Below are 19,938 nucleotides of genomic sequence, written 5' to 3' on the forward strand. Positions count from 1 at the left end.
CGCTAACCCCTGGTGGGCTACAAACTCTGGACGCAGACCACAATGCGGCGCTCGGCGTACTTGAAGCCGGAGTCGGCCGCGTCGGGGCAGTCGTCGACATCGTCGGAATCCTGCTGGATGGTGACCACCTTGACCGGCTCGACGCCGGACTCGCTGCATTCGATCCGCGAGGGCTCGTCGCCGCCGACATCCATGCAGCCGCCGACCACCCAGTCGATATCCAGGCACAGCGCGCCGGTCTCGATGCCATTGAGGGTCTCGGCGTAGAAGTTGTCGCGGTCGCTGACGCAGCCGGAGCTGGTCTTCGCCTTGCCGATGACCTTGTAGTTCGAGGCGCGGCTGCCGCAGGAGGCCTTGTCGATGGTGGCGTCGTCGACCGTGCCGCCCAGCGCCACGCAGTCACCGATCTCGGCGTCGAAATCGGTGGTGCCGCCGCGGCTCGAGGTCGGGGCCGGTTTGCTGGTGGTCGGTTTGCTCGACTTGGTCGTCGTCGGCGCGGCACTGGTCGCGGGGACGACATCGATCGCGGGCTGCGCGTGACCGTCGATGGTGCCACCGCACCCGGACGCGACGAACGCCGTCACCGTGATGGCGACCGCGCCGACGAGCCGGCCGATGGGCAGATCTGCAAACACCCATTGTGAATACACCACCGAAGCCACCGGCGTCGACTCCAACTCGAGCGCCGGGTCGCGGGCTACCCTTGGATTTCCGGCCTCCCGGGCCGACCCCGCATCAGGAGGTGATTCCGATGGTGGCAGTTCGTCCCGGCGCCCACGCCGTCGCCGCGCCACGGCAGATGCTCGTCGACCCCCGTTTCCTGCGCCTGGCCGATCACTTCTTCGGCATGTTTCCCCAGCCCAGCCGGGGTGGCGGCGCGCTGGCCATCTATCTGGACGGCGAACCCGTCGTCGATGTGTGGGCGGGCTGGGCGGCCAAGGACCACCGCTGGGACGGCGAGAACATCGCGCTCACCTTCTCCACCGGCAAGGGCGTGGCCGCGACCGTGCTGCACCGGCTCGCCGAACGCGGCCTGCTCGACTACGAGGCGCCGGTGGCGCGGTACTGGCCGGAGTTCGCCGCGCACGGCAAGGCCGAGATCACCGTGCGCGATGTGCTCTCCCATCGCGCCGGGCTGCACCGGGTGCGCGGGCTGGTGCCCGGACGCGAGGGCATCCTCGACTACGACGCGGTGGTGACGGCCCTGGCCGAGAGCCCCGCCGACCCGCGCCGCATCCGCACCTCGGGCTATCACGCCATCACCTTCGGCTGGCTGGTCGCCGAGATCGTCCAGCGCGTCACCGGGGAGCCGTTCACCGAGGTGCTGCGCCAGGAGGTCGCGAAACCGCTTGGCACTGAGGAGTTCTGGTTCCAGGTCCCCGGCGCGCAGCGGCACCGGATCGCCAAGATCTTCCCGCATCTGGCGCCGCCGGGAATCCGCTGGAACACCGCGTCCTCGGTGCTGTCGTGGGTGCGCCCGGCGCGCGGGCTGGCCGAGGCGGGCATGCCGGAGAGCTTCGACGAACTGGTGCGCGACCCGCGCGTGCACGACGCGGTGATGCCCGGCTGGAACGGGGTGTTCTCCGCCAGGGCGCTGGCCAGGATGTACGGCGCGCTGGCCAACGAGGGCGTGGTCTACGACGGCACCACCCCGGTGCGCTTCCTGCGCGCCGAGACCATCGAGACGATCAACCGCACCCAGCGCACCGACAGCCGCGACTACGTCCTCGGCCTGCCCCTGCGCTTCACCCTCGGCTACCACCGCCCGGTCCTGATGACCAAACAGCAACCCCGACATGCCTTCGGCCACTACGGCATCGGCGGCTCCGGCGCCTACGCCGACCCGGACCTGCGCATGTCGATCGCCTTCGTCACCAACCGGCTGGGCAATGCCGTCACCGCGCTGGGCGACGCCCGCCTGGCCAAACTGGCGGCCATCGCCCAGGGGACCGTCCACAAACTGCGGGCGCAGTGAGCGCCGACGGCAGCGCGGGCATCGCTACCGGCCCGCCCGCGCGTCACTGCTCTCGGCACCGCCGGGGCCGGACACGCGCTGGTGAACCGTCCGGCGCCGCACCTCGTACCTGGTGATATGCCCGCCCGCCGCGTCGCCCCGCCCCGCTGGGCGCTGCTGCACGCACTGGCGGCGGGGCGCGACTTCGAGAGCTATCTGCGGCGACGGGCCGCGACCGAGGATCCGTTCCCGGTCGGCTTTCCCGGTTTTCCGCCGGTGCTGTTCACCGGGACGGCCGACGGCGCGCGTGAACTGTTCCGGGCACCGATTCCCCTGGTCACGCCGCCGCGCCCGAATCCCATCGAGCCGATGGTCGGGGCCGCCTCGCTGATTCTCAGCTCCGGGGAGCGGCATCGCACCGACCGGGCGATCCTGGCGCCCGCCCTGCACGGGCGGCGCATCCGCGCGCTGGGCGAGACCATTCGCGACACCACCGTGCGTGAGCTCGAGAAATCCTGTGGACCAGGGCAATCCATGCTGGTGGACGCACTCACCTTGGCCCGCGACATCACTCGCCGCGTCATCCTCACCGCCGTCTTCGGCAGCGCCGAGCACCGCGACGACGAGTACGCGGGCGCGGTCACCGAATTCCTCGATGCGTTCACCACCCCCTTGCTCGTGGCACCCGTATTACGCCGTGGCCTGGGCGGTTTGGGCCCGTGGGACCGGTTCGCCACGGCCAGAACCAAGCTGGACGACCTGCTGCTGGCCGATATCGCCCATCGACGCGCGAGCGGCCCCGGCACCGGCGACCTCCTCGACCTGCTCCTGGCGACCCGCTACGCCGACGGCACCACCCTCACCGACCCGGACCTGTGCGACCAGCTGCGCACCCTCCTCGTCGCCGGTCACGAAACCACCGCCACCACCCTGACCTGGGCGCTCTACCACCTGCACCGCGAACCGGGCCTGCTCGCCAGAACCACCGCCGAGCTGGCGGGCACCGATCCCGTCGACCAGACCGGCCCCGGCCTGCTCGATGCCGTCTGCCTGGAAACCCTGCGCCTGCACCCACCGGTACCCATCGTCCTGCGCACCCTCACCGGTCCATGGCGCTGGTGCGGCGTGGACCTGGCGGCCGGGCAGACCATCGGCCTCGCCGTCGGCGTGCTGCACACCCGGGCGGCACAGTGGCCCGCCCCGCGGCTGTTCCATCCGGACCGCTTCCTCGACCGCGAGATCCCGCCGTTCGCGTTCGCACCCTTCGGCGGCGGGCACCGGCGCTGTATCGGCGCGGCCCTGGCCGACTACGAGCTGCGCATCGTCCTCGCGACCCTGCTGACCACGGTCCGCTTACGCCTGACCCCCGCGCTCGCCCTCGGCCCGCGCCCCCGCTCGGTGCCCCGGAATCTGGCCAGCGCGCCGGATCGCGCGATCCAGTTCACACCGCTGTGGTGATCTCGCTCACGCCAGGTTTGAGACTCACACCGATGTGCTTCCACGCAGCTGGACCGCACCGCGCGCGACTCACCGCCGTGAGCGCGGCGTTTACCGAAAGCCGATGGATAACAAGGCGTTATGTGACCCAGGGCACATAGTTGCCGGGCTGTTATCGCCGCTCCGCGCCGCTGGCACGCGGTGACCTCGGACAGGTAGGAATGGACGGTCAGGGTCGGGGCGTCGTTACCCCGTGGAGACCCACCGCTGCGGTCTCCGCGTCAATCACGAAGATCTCGTGCCGCGCCAGGCGCGGCGGCGAGAGATGGAATGGACGAGATACCTATGCACTTCCAGGCACATACGCGACAGTCGCGCTGGCTGCGCCGTGGTCTGCTGCTGTCGGCGGCGATCGCGGTGTCCGGCGCCCTGGTCGGCGTGTCCGCGCAGGCCCAACCGGTGCTGCCCGGCATCGGCACCGGCTCCACCCAGCCCACCGTCGATCAGCCCGCGCAGGCACCGTTCGCGCCGCCGAACATCAATATCGCCGACGGCGAGACCGTGGGCGTCGCGCAGCCGATCATCATCACCTTCAAGGAGCCGGTCGAGGACCGCGCCGCCGCCGAGAAGGCCATCAAGGTCACCTCGAGCACCAACGCGCCCGGTGGCTTCTACTGGACCAGCAGCAAGCAGGTGCGCTGGAAGCCCGCCGAGTTCTGGCCCGCCAACACCGACGTGAACGTCGTCGCCGGTGGCACCACCAGCTCCTTCCACATCGGTGACGCGGTGGTCTCCTACGTCGACGACGACACCAAGACGATCACCGTCACCGTCAACGGTGAGGTCGTCAAGGAGATGCCGACCTCGCTGGGCAAGCCCGGCTACGAGACCCCCAACGGCACCTACATCGTGGGCGAGCGCCTCGAGAAGATGACGATGGACTCCTCGACCTACGGCGTGCCGGTCACCGACCCCGAGGGCTACAAGCTCGAGGTCGAGTACGCCACCCGCCTGTCCAACAGCGGCATCTTCGTGCACGCCGCACCGTGGTCGGTCGGCCAGCAGGGCTACTCCAACGCCAGCCACGGCTGCCTCAACGTGAGCACCGAGAACGCCAAGTGGTTCCTGGAGAACTCCCGCCGCGGCGACGCGGTGATCGTCTCCAACACCGAGGGCGGAACCCTCAGCGCCGGTGACGGTCTGGGCGACTGGAACTGATTCACCCCCACTGAGCCGAACAATACGATCAAACCAGGTCGTGTTGTTCGGCTTTTTGCTGTACGAGTCCCGCGGGATGTGGGCTCCGAAGTCGTACATCCACTGCAACATCCCCCGCCCTATTGCGAAACCAATTGGTTTCGGAAATTATCAAGAGGAGCGGCAGTGGCAGTTCTGACACTCACAGCCGGCCAATTGTGTTGAAGATTGTTCGGGCGCAATACAATTCGCTCCACAACCTTTGGCGCTATTCGCAATATCCAGAGCCGCGACAGTCCACCGCTCAACCCCACACCGGGGCAACAGACGGACTCGGTCGGACGCTACTTCGCCTCGTTCGTCGTCGAAACGACCGACGAGCCGTTGCCGGTCATCGCCGCTGAGGTGGGTGTCGACCTGGGCTGACCACGTTCGCGGTCCTATTCAACGGCACGACCATCTTCTCACCGAGGTTCCTGCGGCGTGCTGGGCAGTCCACGACCGGGACTTGAATGCCGCGAAGAACATCCTCGCCCCGATCCTGGTCCGGACCTGGGCCGATGATCTCGCCGAGGGTCATCTCGTTGGGGTACGGTTCACCCCAACGAGTAGGAGGTGAGACCACTGTCGTACGAACCGAAGCTGACTGCCGCGCTTTCGGGTGCGACGCTGCGTCAGCTCGCGCACTGGCGGCGTTCGTTCCCCAATCGAGCACCGGTTCTCACCCCTGAAATCTCGGCTAGCCGACCGATTCTCTACTCCTTCAGAGACGTCGTCGCGCTGCGCGCGTGCGTCCGGTTGCGCCAGGAGGCGTCATTGCAGCGGATCCGGCGTGCCCTCGACACCCTCCGCGACGGTCTCGGCGAACGCGATCACCTGTCCAGTATCGACTTGTCGCTGACCGGGACACCATCTACCTGGCAGAGCCGGACGGAGCGACCGACCTCGTGCTCGCTCGCACGCAGACCGTCATCCACGAGATGGTCGAGGTCTTGGAGCCCTTCTACCGCGATGGACGGCACATCCCAGCGCTGCTCACGCCGCGCACCCACGTATCCGTCGACCCAGCCGTTCGCGGCGGTGAACCGATGATCGAGGGGACGCGCGTGCCATCCGCCGATGTCGCCGCGCTCGTCCGTGATGGCGTGCCACCCGAGCAGATCTCCGACTACTACCCAGCCGTCAGCGCCGAAACCGCACGCGATGCCGCCGACTTCGCCGATTACGTCGACAGCTACGGAGACCGACCGACCCCGGCGGTCGCTTCTTGAGACTGCTCCTGGACGAGAACGTCCCACGGCCGATGGCTGACATCATTCGAAATGCGATCGCCGCGCTCGAAGAGTCGAGCGGGCAACGTCTGATCTCGCTCAACGGCATCGACCCGACGCGCGGAGTCCGCATTCAGGTCCTCGATCCAGCATCGGTTCGGCCACCGCATTGGCCAGATACCACCGCGGATCTGTCAGCGAGCTGACCTGCGCGAACCACTCGACCCGGTTCGAACGATCGCTGAAATCCCCTGTTTGCCAATGTGTTACTCTCGCAACACAAGTCAGGCCCCACAGGAGCTAGCGACTCCCGTGAGGCCCTGGGCGAGGAACTGAACAGACCAGTCCGACGCCGTAGGCGAGGAGCCTACCGCATTCGGCTATTCAGCCACCTTCCCCCGCTTGTCCGCTGTGCGCCCGAGCGAGCACCACGGGCGATGCGCCTCACCCGCGCAGTCGTCGCCCGTCAGAGGGGCAAATGCACCTATTCCGATGAGGCAGAGCCGCGCGTAAAGGCGGACTCGGAGCGCTCCCGTGTGGTCGCGGGACAACCATCGGACGACATCCGGGTTCCCCGCGCACTGCGTCCGACGGCAGGACTCTGCCCAATAACCCAGTCCCGAGGACCGGCCGAGCAATATCCGGCGTCCTGTGCGAACCAACCGAGGCGAAACGACCGACCGACCGGCGGAAGACCCACCCAGCTCCAGGGGCGCACCCAGTACCCGCGGTACTGGGGTACCCCTGCCCTCCCCGCCACTCCCTCTCTCCCGGCGGGTCAGGCATCTCGTCCGCGGACATCGTCGTGCCTCGCTGGATGCGCATGTCCTCGAACAGTCGCTTGTCGCGCTCACGGCGGTACTCACGTTCCAGGAGTCCGCGCAGGTACTGCTTGGCGGATTGCCCGCACGTCGGCGGCACTACGCTTGCCGATCGCCGCGCTGAGGGCGTCGAGTTCGGCGATGACGTCGACAGCGGCCCAGACACGGTGCCGTTTGGACTCGGCGAGCACTTCGAGCACTCCGGCGGCGGTCAGGCGGTCGAGGGCGCGGTAGGTGCTGGCCTCGGTGGTGCCGGTGATGCGGTGGGCGCTGTCGATGTTCAGGATGGGCCGGTCGAGCAGATGGGCCAGCAGAGTCTCGTCGGAGGACCCCGCCCTCGGCCGCGCGATGTCGCGCCAGCGGTGCGGCAGCGTCGCCAGGTTGCGGGCCGACTCGGCGGCGGCTTCGCTGGAGTGGACGGCGGCCAGGGCCAGGTACTCCACGAATTCGTCGGCGTTTCCGACCCGATAGCTGGTCAGCTGGGCGAAGTAGCGCGAGGTGTCGGCGAGCATGACCGAGGCCATCGGCACGGTGACGCGATCGGTCAGCCCGCGGCGGCGCAGAATGGCGCTGATCAGGGCGCGGCCGATCCGGCCGTTGCCGTCGACGAAGGGATGGATCGACTCGAACTGCGCGTGCGCGATGGCGGCCTGGGCCAGGATCGGGAGATCGGTGCGCCGGGCGAAGGCCAGCAGATCGTCCATCAGCGCGGGGACGAGTTCCGGTGGTGGTGGAACATAGAGCGCATCGATAGGGGTGTAATCACTGCCGCCGATCCAGTTCTGGACATCCCGGAAGGTGCCCGAGTCCTTCGCGGCGTAGTAGTCCGGGGCCATGAGTAGGCGATGGGCGCCCAGCAGATCCTCGGCCGTGATCGGCGCGGTCCGCGCCGCATCGACCAGGGCGATCAGCGCCTGGACGGCCGCCAGCTGGGAGCGCGCCTCGTCGCTCGCCTTGCCACCGCCGATCGCCTTGCCGAAAGCCCGCCACCCGGCGTCGATGTGCTCGATCTTCGATGACGCGACGGACTCGCTGCGCAGCAGGAAATCGCTCAGCGGCGCGAGGTATTGGCCGTGACCGGCCTCCAGCCGAGCGACGGCGATGACGGCGGCCTCGTGCGCTCGGGCGACCGCGCCGACCGGTTCGTAGGCGAGTCCGGCGATGCGGGGAGGGATCGACACCTCGATGCTGTCGAGCGTGTGGTCAGCGCGGGAACCCTGCCGATGGCGTGGATTCCAGGGGCGGATCTCGGTCTGGTGCTCGGGCCAGGTCGTCATGGTCGAACACTCTCGAAAAGTACAGCAACCATGCCCTTACTATACTTTGATACACCTAAACGCGACTAACTGATGGCGTATTCGCGTGTACGTGCCAGCGCACTCACAGGCGTTGGTGGGGTGCGTTCTCTCTGGCTCGGGCTACGGCGGTGGAGATGCCGTTGGGCCAGGTCGGGCCGTGGCCGGGGAGGACGAGGTCGGCGGGGAGGGATTCGAGGGTGGTGTAGCCGGCGATGGTGGCGGGGGTGTCGTGGTTGAAGAAGTTCGGGAGAGGTTGGGGGCCGGTTATTTTCGAGGTGGGGTGGGCTGTCACCAGGGCGTCGCCGGTGGCGATGGCGCCTGCCTCGGGGAGGTGGTAGGCGGTGTGGCCGGAGGTGTGGCCAGGGGTGGGGATGGGGACGGGGTGGCCGGGGAGGTCGAGGGGGCCTTCGGTGGGGAAGGGGTGGATGTGGGGGACCGGGTTCTTGCGGAGGCCGCCGGCGGCGGTGATGCGGGCGGCCCAGGCGATGGTGTTGCGGTCGGTGAGGCGTTTGATGACGTCGAGGGGGGTGGCGGACTCGTGGTAGTCGCCGTGGGCGTGGGGGACCTCGGTGGGGCTGGTGTAGGCGGGGAGGGCGTAGTGGCGGTGGAGGTGGTTGAGGGCGCCTACGTGGTCGAGGTGGGCGTGGGTGAGGAGGACGGCTTGGATGTCTTCGGGGCGGTGGCCCAGGGCGCGGATCGATCGTTCGATCAGGGTGGCGTCGCCGTACCAGCCCGCGTCGATCAGGGTGAGGTCGCGGCCGTCGCGGAGCAGGAACATGTTGACGTCGGTGCCGCGGATGGTGAAGACGTCGTCGGCTACCTGGTGTACACGCATGCGGTGATCCCTCTCCGGTGCAAGGGTTTCCGACCCTACCGGCAGTGGGGGCCGCCGGTAGGGTCGTGGTGTCACCAGATGCTCACGCGCTCTTCCGGCTTCAGGAACAGCTTGTCGTCGGGCTTCACGTCGAAGGCCTCGTAGAAGCTGTCGATATTGCGGACCACCGCGTTGCAGCGGAACTCCGGCGGGGAGTGCGGGTCGACGGCGAGGCGGCGGATGGCCTCCTCCTGGCGGGCCTTGGTGCGCCAGACCTGGGCCCAGCCGTAGAAGACGCGTTGCAGGCCGGTGAGTCCGTCGATGACGGGGGCCTCGGCGCCGTCGAGCGAGATCTGGTAGGCGGCCAGGGCGATGGACAGGCCGCCCAGGTCGCCGATGTTCTCGCCGATGGTGAACTCGCCGTTGACGGTGTGTTCGTCGGCGAGCTCGGCGGGGGAGAGCACGTCGTACTGGTCGATCAGGGCCTTGGTGCGCTTGCCGAATTCGGCGCGATCATCGTCGGTCCACCAGTCCTGCATATTGCCGTCGCCGTCGTACTTGGCGCCCTGGTCGTCGAAGCCGTGGCCGATCTCGTGGCCGATCACCGCGCCGATGCCGCCGTAGTTGGCGGCGTCGTCGGCGTTCATGTCGAAGAACGGCGGCTGCAGGATGGCGGCCGGGAAGACGATCTCGTTCATGCCGGGGTTGTAGTAGGCGTTGACCGTCTGCGGGGTCATGAACCACTCGCCGCGGTCCACCTCGCCGCCGAGTTTGCCCAGGTCGCGGTCGTGGTCGGCGGCGTAGCCGCGGCGGTAGTTGCCGACCAGGTCGGCCGGGTCGATCTCGACGGCGGAGTAGTCGCGCCAGGTGTCGGGGTAGCCGATCTTGGGGGTGAACTTCTCCAGCTTGGTGAGCGCGGCCGCGCGGGTGTCGGGGCCCATCCAGTCCAGCTCGGCGATATTGCGGCGGTAGGCCTCCTGCAGGTTGGCCACCAGCTCGACCATGCGGGCCTTGGCCTGCGGCGGGAAGTGCCGGGCCACATACAGTTTGCCCACGGCCTCGCCGAGCAGCTCCTGCACCAGCGACACCCCGCGCTTCCAGCGCTCCCGGTTCTCCTTGGCGCCGGTGAGGGTGCGGCCGTAGAAGTCGAAGTTCTCCTCGACGATCGCGTCGGTGAGCAGCGCGGCGCGCCCGTGCAGCACCTGCCAGGCGGCCCAGGCCTGCCAATCCGCGCGCGGCAGCGCCGACCAGGCGGCGGCGAAGGCGGTGAGGTAGTCGGGCTGGCGCACGACGAGTTCGGCGAACAGCTCCGCGCCCGAGCGGTCCAGGCCGGTGGCGACGGCCTCGACCCAGGCCGCCCAGTCGAAGGCGGGGTGGGCGGCGGCGAGCTCGGCGAAGGTGGTGAGGTTGTAGCTCTTCTCGGCGTCGCGGCGGCGCACCACATCCCAGTGGCCCGCGGCGAGGGTGTGCTCGACCTCGAAGACGCGGCGGGCGGCGTCTTCCGGGTCGGCGGGCAGCAGGCCCGCCAGGGCCGGGTCGGCCGCGGCCAGGGTGAACATCTTGGTGATGTGCGCGCGGTAGGCGTCGCGGATCTCGGCGAATTCCTCGGAGCGGTAGTACGACTCGTCGGGCAGGCCGATGCCGGACTGGGTGGCGTGCACCAGGTAGCGGGTGGAGTTCTTGTCGTCGGTGTCGACGTAATAGGCCACCGCGCCGCGCACGCCGGTGCGCTGCAAACGGCCGAGCAGCGCGGCGAACGCGCTCGCGTCGGCGACCTCGGCGATGGCGCGCAGGTCCTCGGCGATCGGGGCGAGCCCGGCCGCCGCGACCGCGTCGGTGTCCATGAAGCTCGAGTACAGGTCGCCGATCCTGCGGGCGTCGGCGTTCTCGGCGCCCTCGGCGCTCTCGGTGATGATCGCCTGCACGTCGAGCTCGGCCTGGTCGTAGAGCGTGCGGAAGGCGCCGTCGACGGCGCGGTCGGCCGGGATCTCGTATTCGGCCAGCCACTGCCCGTTGACGTGCGCGAACAGATCGTCCTGAACGCGCACATCCTGGTCACGGAAGGACAGGTCGATACCGGAAGGGGTGTTCAGATCGGAGGTCACGGCCTCCAGTATGCAGTGATATCGGCGGCTGGCGCCGCGGGTCCTCGGCCTGTTCCCTTGATCTTCCCTCCCTACGGGCACTCCTTCGTCCCTACGGGCACTCCTTCGTCGCACCCTCCGGTCAGTCCAGATCAAGGCGGCCGAGAACCATGGAGTCGAGCTATGCGCAGACGAACTCGTCGTCGCGGACCCCCGCGACGAAGGCTTCCCATTCGGGGGCGGTGAAGTGGAGCAGGATGTCGTCGTGGCGGAGGGTGGCGGAGCCGTCGAGGCTGACGTGGGCGACCAGGTCGGGGTGGCGGCGGTTGGTGAGCAGGCAGTGGAGGAAGGCTGTCCACAGGGGGGCGTCGACGGTGATGATGGGCTCGTCCGAACCGAGGTTGCGCGGGTTGCGCCGGAATTTGCTGTCGCGTATCTGGACGATGTCGCCATCGAAGCGGACCTCGACACATTGGTTGCCGTTATTGGAGCGTGACGAGGTGAACCAGCCGTGTTCGGCCGGGCGGCGTCGAGCGGTGGTGGACATACCCCGAATCTTACACGCTGGCATACTCGCTGATCAGGGCCAGAGATTCGGCGCGGGAAAGGGATTGCTCGCGGGCGCGCACATAGGCGAAGCCCAGATCGCGGACCTGTTCGGCGTCGTCGACCGGACCGCCGAACACCGCGCTCTCGGCCCACGCGAAGGTGGGTAGCTGATCGCTTGCGAAGTCGAGCAGATGGAAGCTGGAACCGCCCAGCACCGCCCCCTCGGGCGCGCTGAACGGGATGACGCGCACCTCCACGGTGTCGAGCTCGCGCACCAGCGCGACCAGGTGCCGCAACTGCTCGCGCAGCACCCGCGCCCCACCGGTCTGCTGGCGCAGCGTGGCCTCGCCGAGCACCGCGGTCAGTTCGAGTGGGTCGGGCCCGCGCAGCCGCTGCTGGCGGCGCATCCGGAGGGCGACCAGCTGATCCACCTGGACCGGCCGGATCATCACATCGGCACTGATCAGCGCCCTGGCATAGGCCTCGGTCTGCAATAGGCCCGGCACCAGCAGGCTGTCGTAGCTGCGGATGCTGAGCGCGCCCGCCTCCAGCCCGTAGAGCCGCTGTAGCTCGGGGCCGATCAGCGCCGAGGAGGTGGACCACCAGCCGCGCTGTTTGCTGGCCTCGAGCAGGGCCAGCAGTTCGCGGCGTTCGTCGGGGGTGACGTCCAGGACGTCGAGCACCGGTTCGATGGTGGTGCGGGTGAGCACCCGCCTGCCCTTCTCCACATGCGACCAGTTGGCCGGGGTGAAGCCGACGCGGCGCGCGAAACCCGCCGAATCGAAGCCGCGCTGCTCGCGCAGCTCACGCAGGCGCAGGACCAGTTCCCAGCGCGCCGCGGTCGGCGAAACAGGAGCCATGCGGCCATATCGTACCCCGATGGACACACCAGCTACTGACTATTGTCAGGCGGGTTGTGCGGCACTAGGCTGTTATGAACGTCAAATTTCTCCCATGTCCTGGCGTTATAGAAAAGTTTCCCGCTGCACCCGGTAGTTCGATACCGGAACTTCCCGATCGAGCGAATCACCAGCTACATCGAGTCCACCGTCGACGGAGACGAGGTCGTGATGAGCACGTCGCGCACAGAAGACAAGGGCGGGTACACCGTGGCCGAGGAGTACACGGCCACCCAGGACGCGCTGGCGCGATGCCGTCACTACCGCAAGCACAACGGGCTCTACGGCGTGGTCGATTCGACGCTGGGGCGGATCATGCTCGAGATCGGCGCGGTGGGTGCCGTGGTGATGCCCTCGCCGCTGGGCGAGCGGGTGCGCGGGCTGCTCACCGGGCGCGGGCAGCGCTGCGGGCCGATCATCGCCCATCCACGCTCGGGCCGCTGGACCTTCCTGACCGGCCCCACCGACAATTCCTACCTCGACACCGTGCTGTTCGCCGAGCTGTTCCGGGTGTGCGCCTCGGTGGCCTTACCTGGCAGCGAGATCGTGCTGCCCTCACCCGCCGACGAACGCAGCGGCTACCGGCGCTGGGTACAGGTGCCCGACGGCGACTACCGGCCGGATTTCGCCCAGATAGTCGCCGCCACCAGGACCAATGCCCGCTCGGCCGCCCTGCTCAGCGAGCCGGGGTCGGCGTAGTCGGGTACTTGCTCTCCAGCGTGCTGGAGAAATCCTCGGCGCACTGCTGCACGGCGGTCTGGTCGTTGCCCGCCTTCTGCAGGCAGTCGATGTAATCGGTCCCGCCGGAATCCTCGAAGAACTTCCAGAAGAACAGCCCGATCAGCACGGCGATCAGGATGCCCGCCAGGCCCAGTGCCAGGCCGAACCCGGCCATCACGCCGCCGCCCGCGCTCCCCGACCGCGCCTTGACCAGCGCGATGATGCCGAAAAGCACCGCGAGCACGCCGAATCCGACGCCGCCGAACACCGTCCACGACAGCAGCAGGGCAATGATGCCGAGGACCAGCGCGGTGATCGCCAGACCCTTGCCCGGCGGCTGCTGGTACTGGCCGTACTGGCCTCCCGGCGGCGGATACTGACCCGGGGGCGGGTATTGCCCCGGCGGTGGATACGACATCTGTTCCCCTCTCCTCGTGCCCACGATGACATCGCGGGTCGGCCGCGCGGGCGTTAACCGCGCGAGGTCTCACCCAGCCGGGCGTGCATCTCCCACACCAGGATCTCGGCGGGCCCGTGCGGGCGCACTCGCTGACCGCCGGTGCGGGTCATCCGGACCGCGTCGCCCTGGGCCAGGGTGCCGAGGCCCTCCAGCTCGACTTCGCCGCGAGCGACGAAAAGGTGCAGGTAGGGGGCGTCGGGCAGGGTCACGCCGGGACTGTCGGCTGGCAGCCGGGCCACGTGCATGGCCGCGTGCGAGGAATTGATCGCGATGGCGGTGCGGTCACGGTAGCGGGGCAGGCCGGAGGCCACCGTGATCAGCTCGCCGCGCGCGAGTTCGGCATCGATCTCGAGCTGCTGATAGCCCGGGTCGACGCCGGGTTCGTCGGGCACCACCCACATCTGGACGAAATGCACCGGCTCGTCGTGCTCGGGCAGTTTCCCGTCCAGCCGCCAGGAATCGTTCTTCTCCGAGTGCAGGATGCCGGTGCCCGCGCTCATCCGCTGGGCCAGGCCCGGATAGATGACACCGTTGTGGCCCAGTGAGTCCTGGTGCACCAGGCTGCCGCCGAGCACCCAGGTGACGATCTCCATGTCCCGATGCGGATGGGTGTCGAAGCCCTCGCCGGGCAGCACCACGTCCTCGTTGTTCACCAGCAGCAGTCCGTGGTGGGTGTTGTCGGGGTCGTAGTGCTCGCCGAAGGAGAACGAGTGCTTGGAGTCGAGCCAGGAGATGCGCGTCTTCGCCCGGTCGCCACCGCGATGCAGCTCGATCCGGGGTGTCGTCGGTGTGGGCATCACCCCTCAATTCTGGCACCACTATCCTCACGACGTGTCGACTCATCGCCCTGACGGCTCCGAACCGGCGGGTGAGCGGCCGATCCCGATCCGCGACATGCTGCGCGATCCGCGCCCGCTGATCCGCCGCAATCCGCAGATGCCGCGCCTGGCGCTGCTGCGGCTGGCGGCCCAGTTCGGCGACGGCATGTTCCAGGCGGCGCTCTCGGGCGCGATCCTGTTCAACCCCGAACGCGAGACCGATCCGCTGGCCATCGCGGCGGGTTTCGCGGTATTGCTGCTGCCGTATTCGGTGCTCGGGCCCTACGCGGGCGCGCTGCTGGATCGCTGGGACCGGCGCACGGTGCTGCTGGTGGCGAGCGTGGCCAGGGCGCTGCTGATCGCGGCGACGGCGTTGTGCCTGTTCGCGGGGGTGGGGGAGACACCACTGTTGCTGCTGGCGCTGGCCACGGTGGGGATCAGCAGGTTCGTGCTGGCGGGCGTGTCGGCGGCGCTGCCGCGGGTGCTCGAACAGCGCTGGCTGGTGCCGATGAACTCGCTGCTGGCCACGGTGGCCTCGGCCTGCGCGGGCATCGGCGCGGCGGCCGCGGTGGCGGTGATCGCGGCGCTGGGCGCGGGCGACACGGCCTCGGCGGTGGCGGTGGCGCTCAGCGGTGCCGGTTCGGTGCTCGGCGTCGTGCTGGCGATCGGGTTCCCCGCCCAGATCCTCGGGCCCGAAAGCGGTTCGGCCGGTTCGGAGAGCACGGTGCACGCCATCGCGACCGGCCTGCGCACCGGCGCGCGGGCGGTCTGGGAATCGGCGCAGGTGACCACCGCGATGATCGGCATCGGCGCGCACCGGGTGGTGTTCGGGATGAACACGCTGATCATGGTGCTGGTGTTGCGCCAGCCCGCCGGTGACGCCCAGATGACCGGCGGGCTGGTGGGATTCGGGGTGGCGATCGGGTTCGCCGCGGCGGGCATGCTGCTGGCCGCGGTGCTGGCGCCGATCCTGATTCCGCGGCTGGGCAGGCCGCGGACCGTGCTCGTCGGCCTGGTGACCGCGATCGCGGTGCAGCTGACCCTGGTGACGCCGATCGCGGTGGCCGCCGCGGGCAACGACCACGCGCACCGGATGCTGCTGGCTGGCGCGTTCGGCCTCGGCCTGGCCGGGCAGACGATCAAGCTGACCGGCGACGCGAGCATGCAGATCGACATCGCCGACGACCAGCGCGGCCAGGTGTTCGCCCTGCAGGACACCGTTTTCAACATCACCTTCGTGCTCGCGATCGCGGCGACCGCGCTGGTGATCCCCGCCGACGGCCGCTCCCTGGCGGTGGTGCTGACCGGGGCGGGGGTCTACGCGGTGGGCATCCTGGCCGTGGGCCTCAACGCCCGGCGAGCCAGGGCGGCTCGCTGACCGGCGACACCGGTTCCTGGGCGAGCACGCTGCGATGGTCGACGCCGAGGGGGATGTCGGGGAACAGGTCAAGGGCGGCGCGGCCGACACCGGTCACCACGGCGTCGAGCGGCGGATCGCAGTCGGGTAGCGGGAACGGCTCGCAATCCCACAGGGCGGCATCGCCGTCGAAGTCGAGCCAGAGCGTGTCGGGGTGCGTGGTCTCGGCCAGGGCCTGTTCGGCCTCGTGCGCGAACCCGGTTCCGAGGTCGTACTCGATTTCGTTCACATCTGCTTGGACGCACGGCGACAGCGATCGGTTCCGGTAAGTTCTACGCGCAGCAGAGGTGTTGGCCGGACACCGATTCGAGGGAGTACCAGGTGCGCACATCACCGCAGAGATCCGCAGCGTTGGGTGTGTTTCTCGCCGCCGTCCTCGCGGCGCCGACGAACGCCGCGCCGCTGCCATGGGCGCCGCCGCCGGTGAACATCTGCGGGGAAACGGGATTCGACCCGGTCAACCGGCTGCCCGACCCGTCCGCGCCGCCCGCGCCACCGCTGCCGCCGAGCTTCGATATCCCCGTTCCGATCCCGCAGCTGACGCCGGTGCCGATTCCCGATCCGCCGCACGACAACACGCGCGTGGCCCAGGCGCCGCTGCCCACCGATCCGTGCCGCAATCCGTGCCCGGAGGTGACCGACGCGCCGAAGCCCGCGGCCGAATCCACCGAGACCTCCACCGGCTCGGCCGACTTCCTGCCGCGCATCCGGATCAACCCCGAGATCGAGCCGATCCCGATCCCGGTGCCCGGTGAGAACGGCGAACCTGCCCAGCCCGCACCGGATCCGGTGGTGCGCCCGATCGAACCCGGACCGGTGTCGGCGCCCGTCGCGCCCGCGGTGGTGGAGTCGGTGCGGCTGGTCGAGCAGGTCACCGGGCCCGGGTCGAGCAATCGGACCGACAAGCGCTGGCAGGTCAACGGCACCGACCTCGGCCTGTTCTGGGAGACCGAGCCGGGCAAGGTCGCCATGGTCTTCGGGGACACCTTCGGCGACGGCTGGGCCTACGGCGGCGCGGGCGCCGACACCGCCGACTGGCGATCGAACGTCCTGGCCTACAGCTCCGATCGCGACCTGGCCGACGGCCTGCGCATCGATGCGATGGTGCAGGACAAGCCGTGTCACGCCGCCGAGCTGCTGGGCAGCCGCAAGATCAAGAACTGGGAGACCACCACCATCCCGACCTCGGGCTTCGCCCTGGGCGAGCGGCAGTTCATGAGCTACATGTCGGTGAACCACTGGTCGCGGATTCCGGGCATGTGGCTGACCAACTACGGCGGGCTGGCCTACTCCGACGACGGCGGCCAGACCTGGACCAAGGATCAGCACGCCCGCTGGGAGAACATGTTCGGGCTGGGCAAGTTCCAGGTGGCGGCGATGGTGCCGCACGGCGACTACGTCTATCTGTTCGGCACGCCCAACGGGCGGATCGGGATGATCGGGCTGGCCCGGGTGCACCAGGCCGACGTGCTCAACAAGACCGCCTACCAGTACTGGGTGGACGGCGATTGGGCGCCTGCGGCGGAGAATTCGGCGACGCCGCTGGCCCTGGGCACCGCCAGCGAGCTTTCGGTGCGCTACGACGCCGAGCGTAAGCAGTGGCAGATGGTCTATCTGGACTCGGCCGCGGGCAAGATCGTGCTGCGCACGGCCGCCGAACCGCAGGGCCGGTGGACCGATATCGTGCCGCTGGTGTCCACCGAGGACTATCCGAAGGCCTACGGCGGCTTCATCCATCCGTGGTCGACCGCGCAGGACCTGTATTTCACGATGTCGGCGTGGGACAGCTACAACGTCTATCTCATGCACGCGCGGCTGCGCTGACCTCAGCGCGCGGGCACGAAACGTAATCGGTCGCCGGGCCGGGCCTGGGCGACCCGGTCGACATCGGCGTCGAGCACCACCGCGATCACCGGATAACCGCCGGTGATGGGGTGATCGGCGAGGAAGACCACCGGCTGCCCGCTCGGCGGCACCTGCACCGACCCCAATGCGACGCCCTCGGCGGGTAGTTCGCCGGTGATCGCGCGGACCAGCGGCGGCCCCTCGGCCCGGTCCAGCCGCGCGCCGACCCGATCGGTGTCGGTCGAGACCGTCCAGGACCCGTCGAACAGGTGCGCGGGATCGGTGAACCAGTCGGCGCGCGGGCCCGGCAGCGCGCGCACCGTGAGCAGCTCCGGCGGCACCGGGACCGGCGCGAACTCGACGGTGGGCAGGGTGCGCGGCGGGGGACCGACCGGCAGCTGACGGCCCGCGCGCAGCGGGTCGGGGCCGATGCCGGAGAGGGTGTCGCGGCTGCGCGAACCGAGCACCTTGGGCACATCGATGCCGCCGCGCACCGCCACGTAGCTGCGTAATCCGCTGGTGGTCAGGCCCAATCGCAGCACCTTGCCCTCGTCGAGTTCGAGCACGCTGGCGTGGCCGACCGGGGTGCCGTCGACGGTGGCGGGGGCGGGCGCGCCGGTGATCGCGACGGTGAGGTGGCCGTCGGCGCGCAGAGCCAGCCCGCCGAGCAGCACCTCGATGGCGGCCAGGTCCTCCGGATTGCCGACCAGCCGGTTGGCCAGGCGTAAGGCGGCGCGGTCGGCGGCACCGGCCTGGCCGACGCCGGAATCGAACCAGCCCGGCCTGCCCAGGTCCTGGATCGTCGCGAGCGGCCCCACCCGCTCGATGAAGATCAGCATGCTCGTTCTCCCCGATTCGCTCCTCTGGTGGCGGCGCGTCGTTGAGCAGCCCTTGGGGGTTATTCCTCGGTGGCCTCGACGAAACGAATCGCCGAACCGGCCCGGACCAGCGCGGGCGGGTCGCGCTCGACCGCCCACATCCGCAGTTCGGTGCGCCCGATCAGCTGCCAGCCGCCCGGGGTGCCGCGCGGGTAGACCGCCGAATAGCCGCCTGCCAATGCCACCGCGCCGGGCGGGATGGCGGTGCGCGCGCGGTCGCGGCGGGGGACGGTGAGCCTGCCGTCGGGCGAGGTCAGGTAGCCGAAACCGGGCGCGAAGCCGACGAAGGCGCAGCGCCAGAGGGTGCCGGTGTGCGCGGCGATCACGTCGGCGACCGAGAGGTCCAGCAGCCGGGCTACCTCCGGCAGATCCGCCCCGTCGTAGCGCACCGGGATCTCCACGATGTCCTCGGCGCAGCCCTCGACCGGCGCTGTTCCACGGGAAACATCGGCTGAATCCGGTTGCGGCGGCTCCTGATCCAGCCGGTCGAGCAGGGCGAGCAGCTCGCGGCGCACCTGCACGCCGTAGCTCACCGCGTGCAGGGTGACCAGCACCGTTTCCGCGGCGGGCAGCACATCCTGCACCCCGGCGATGGCGTGCACGCGCAGCGCCGAGGCCAGCCGCTGGACCGGACGTGGGTCGTCGAGGGTGATGAGCATGGCGCGATCACCCGCGGGCCGGATCCGCGCGTCCCAGTCGTCCATCCTGCCTCCCACCCTCAGCTGAACGGCTCCACCGGTATCCCCGCCTCGTCGAGCGCCCCGCGGATCCGGCGGGCCATCTCCACCGCGGCAGGGGTATCGCCGTGAACGCACACACTGGCCACGGACACGGCGACCGTACCGGGACCGTCTACGGTACGCGCGGTCCCCGACAGCGCAAGGGAAACCGCCTGTGCCACGGCGTCGTCGGGTGCCAATACCGCCCCGGCGACCCCGCGCGGGGCCAGCGTGCCCGCCTCGGTATAGGCCCGATCGGCGAAACCCTCGCCGACGAAACGCACCCCGAGCCTGCTCGCCGCGCGTTCCAGTTCGGTCTCGGCCGGACCGAGCAGGGCCAGCCCGGACTCCGCCTCGGCCACCGCCGCCAACACCGCGTCGGCGAGCAGCCGGTCGCGCGCGGCCGCGTGGTACAGCGCGCCATGCGGTTTCACGTAGCGCACCCGGTCGCCCGCGGCCCGGGCGAAGCCCGACAGCGCGCCGATCTGGTACAGCACCTCGTCGCGCAGATCGGCCGGGGCGATGGCGATATCGCGGCGGCCGAAGCCGACCAGGTCGCGATAGCCCACGTGGGCGCCGATCCGCACGCCCTTGGCCACGGCCAGTTCGCAGGTGCGGCGCATGATCGCCGGATCACCCGCGTGGAAGCCGCAGGCGATATTGGCGCTGGTCACGATGTCGAGGACGGCGGCGTCGTCGCCCATCCGCCACGGGCCGAAGCCTTCACCGAGATCACTGTTCAGGTCCAGCGGCATGC

21 protein-coding genes are annotated in these 19,938 nt (G+C 69.5%); 9 read left to right on the top strand and 12 right to left on the bottom strand.

Annotation, left to right across the window (positions count from 1 at the left end; translation table 11 throughout):
* Positions 1-17: 17 nt before the first annotated feature.
* Positions 18-635 carry an LppU family putative lipoprotein gene (gene lppU / locus WA675_RS13310; RefSeq protein ID WP_336084572.1) on the bottom strand — a complete coding sequence of 206 codons (618 nt, stop codon included), beginning with the start codon at positions 633-635 and terminating at the stop codon, positions 18-20.
* Positions 636-751: 116 nt separating this feature from the next.
* Here lppU and WA675_RS13315 point away from each other — a divergent pair, with 116 nt between their 5' ends.
* The 6 genes from WA675_RS13315 (at position 752) to WA675_RS13340 (ending at position 6,065) form a co-directional block, all read left to right on the top strand.
* The gene (locus tag WA675_RS13315) at positions 752-1,975 is read left to right on the top strand and encodes a serine hydrolase domain-containing protein (RefSeq protein WP_336084573.1); all 1,224 of its coding nucleotides are present in this window, start codon (positions 752-754) and stop codon (positions 1,973-1,975) included.
* Between the two features lie 117 nt (positions 1,976-2,092).
* Positions 2,093-3,412, top strand: a complete 1,320-nt coding sequence (locus WA675_RS13320; RefSeq protein ID WP_336084574.1) for a cytochrome P450 — start codon at positions 2,093-2,095, stop codon at positions 3,410-3,412.
* 309 nt (positions 3,413-3,721) lie between these two features.
* Positions 3,722-4,609 (top strand): L,D-transpeptidase, encoded by an 888-nt coding sequence (locus tag WA675_RS13325; protein ID WP_336084575.1) that lies wholly within the window; start codon positions 3,722-3,724, stop codon positions 4,607-4,609.
* Positions 4,610-4,816: 207 nt separating this feature from the next.
* Positions 4,817-5,014, top strand: a complete 198-nt coding sequence (locus WA675_RS13330; RefSeq protein ID WP_336084576.1) for a hypothetical protein — start codon at positions 4,817-4,819, stop codon at positions 5,012-5,014.
* Positions 5,015-5,535: 521 nt separating this feature from the next.
* Positions 5,536-5,859, top strand: a complete 324-nt coding sequence (locus WA675_RS13335; RefSeq protein ID WP_336084577.1) for a DUF433 domain-containing protein — start codon at positions 5,536-5,538, stop codon at positions 5,857-5,859.
* A gap of 32 nt (positions 5,860-5,891) precedes the next feature.
* Positions 5,892-6,065 (top strand): hypothetical protein, encoded by a 174-nt coding sequence (locus WA675_RS13340; RefSeq protein ID WP_336084578.1) that lies wholly within the window; start codon positions 5,892-5,894, stop codon positions 6,063-6,065.
* 656 nt (positions 6,066-6,721) lie between these two features.
* On the opposite strand, the gene WA675_RS13345 is transcribed toward WA675_RS13340, so the two are convergent.
* The 5 genes from WA675_RS13345 to WA675_RS13365 all read right to left on the bottom strand — a co-directional run bounded on the left by WA675_RS13345 (position 6,722) and on the right by WA675_RS13365 (position 12,285).
* Positions 6,722-7,957: a Fic family protein gene (locus WA675_RS13345; protein ID WP_336084579.1), complete on the bottom strand. Its 1,236-nt coding sequence runs from the start codon at positions 7,955-7,957 to the stop codon at positions 6,722-6,724.
* Positions 7,958-8,060: 103 nt separating this feature from the next.
* A complete protein-coding gene (locus tag WA675_RS13350) occupies positions 8,061-8,813 on the bottom strand; it encodes an MBL fold metallo-hydrolase (protein ID WP_336084580.1) in 753 nt (250 codons plus the stop codon).
* Positions 8,814-8,884: 71 nt separating this feature from the next.
* Positions 8,885-10,897 (bottom strand): M13 family metallopeptidase, encoded by a 2,013-nt coding sequence (locus WA675_RS13355; RefSeq protein ID WP_336084581.1) that lies wholly within the window; start codon positions 10,895-10,897, stop codon positions 8,885-8,887.
* Between the two features lie 160 nt (positions 10,898-11,057).
* Positions 11,058-11,423, bottom strand: coding sequence for a DUF397 domain-containing protein (locus WA675_RS13360; protein ID WP_336084582.1), 366 nt, complete (start codon positions 11,421-11,423; stop codon positions 11,058-11,060).
* A gap of 10 nt (positions 11,424-11,433) precedes the next feature.
* A complete protein-coding gene (locus tag WA675_RS13365) occupies positions 11,434-12,285 on the bottom strand; it encodes a helix-turn-helix domain-containing protein (RefSeq protein WP_336084583.1) in 852 nt (283 codons plus the stop codon).
* Positions 12,286-12,495: 210 nt separating this feature from the next.
* On the opposite strand from WA675_RS13365, the gene WA675_RS13370 reads away from it, so the two are divergent.
* Positions 12,496-13,023, top strand: a complete 528-nt coding sequence (locus WA675_RS13370) for a hypothetical protein (protein WP_336084584.1) — start codon at positions 12,496-12,498, stop codon at positions 13,021-13,023.
* Here the strand turns inward: WA675_RS13370 and WA675_RS13375 are convergent.
* Together WA675_RS13375 and WA675_RS13380 are read right to left on the bottom strand one after the other, a co-directional pair.
* Entirely contained in the window at positions 13,001-13,462 is a 462-nt protein-coding gene (locus tag WA675_RS13375) for a DUF4190 domain-containing protein (RefSeq protein WP_336084585.1), read from the bottom strand. The genes WA675_RS13370 and WA675_RS13375 overlap by 23 nt on opposite strands.
* A gap of 53 nt (positions 13,463-13,515) precedes the next feature.
* Positions 13,516-14,301 carry a pirin family protein gene (locus tag WA675_RS13380; protein ID WP_336084586.1) on the bottom strand — a complete coding sequence of 262 codons (786 nt, stop codon included), beginning with the start codon at positions 14,299-14,301 and terminating at the stop codon, positions 13,516-13,518.
* A 97-nt stretch (positions 14,302-14,398) separates the two neighbouring features.
* Between WA675_RS13380 and WA675_RS13385 the strand changes: the two genes are divergently transcribed.
* Complete coding sequence (locus tag WA675_RS13385; RefSeq protein ID WP_336084942.1) at positions 14,399-15,700, top strand: MFS transporter; 1,302 nt, start codon at positions 14,399-14,401, stop codon at positions 15,698-15,700.
* Here the strand turns inward: WA675_RS13385 and WA675_RS13390 are convergent.
* Positions 15,669-15,968 (bottom strand): hypothetical protein, encoded by a 300-nt coding sequence (locus tag WA675_RS13390; RefSeq protein ID WP_336084587.1) that lies wholly within the window; start codon positions 15,966-15,968, stop codon positions 15,669-15,671. The genes WA675_RS13385 and WA675_RS13390 overlap by 32 nt on opposite strands.
* A 128-nt stretch (positions 15,969-16,096) precedes the next feature.
* On the opposite strand from WA675_RS13390, the gene WA675_RS13395 reads away from it, so the two are divergent.
* Complete coding sequence (locus tag WA675_RS13395) at positions 16,097-17,563, top strand: DUF4185 domain-containing protein (protein WP_336084944.1); 1,467 nt, start codon at positions 16,097-16,099, stop codon at positions 17,561-17,563.
* Between the two features lie 2 nt (positions 17,564-17,565).
* Here WA675_RS13395 and WA675_RS13400 read toward each other — a convergent pair whose 3' ends face one another.
* Genes WA675_RS13400 through WA675_RS13410 form a run of 3 tightly spaced genes read right to left on the bottom strand, consistent with a single transcriptional unit; the run spans position 17,566 to position 19,936 of the window.
* Entirely contained in the window at positions 17,566-18,423 is an 858-nt protein-coding gene (locus tag WA675_RS13400; RefSeq protein ID WP_336084588.1) for a biotin-dependent carboxyltransferase family protein, read from the bottom strand.
* 59 nt (positions 18,424-18,482) lie between these two features.
* Positions 18,483-19,166 carry a 5-oxoprolinase subunit B family protein gene (locus WA675_RS13405; RefSeq protein WP_336084589.1) on the bottom strand — a complete coding sequence of 228 codons (684 nt, stop codon included), beginning with the start codon at positions 19,164-19,166 and terminating at the stop codon, positions 18,483-18,485.
* Between the two features lie 14 nt (positions 19,167-19,180).
* A complete protein-coding gene (locus WA675_RS13410; RefSeq protein WP_336084590.1) occupies positions 19,181-19,936 on the bottom strand; it encodes a LamB/YcsF family protein in 756 nt (251 codons plus the stop codon).
* Positions 19,937-19,938: the final 2 nt, after the last annotated feature.

This window comes from Nocardia sp. SSK8 (genome assembly GCF_037034205.1).
GTDB lineage: Bacteria > Actinomycetota > Actinomycetes > Mycobacteriales > Mycobacteriaceae > Nocardia.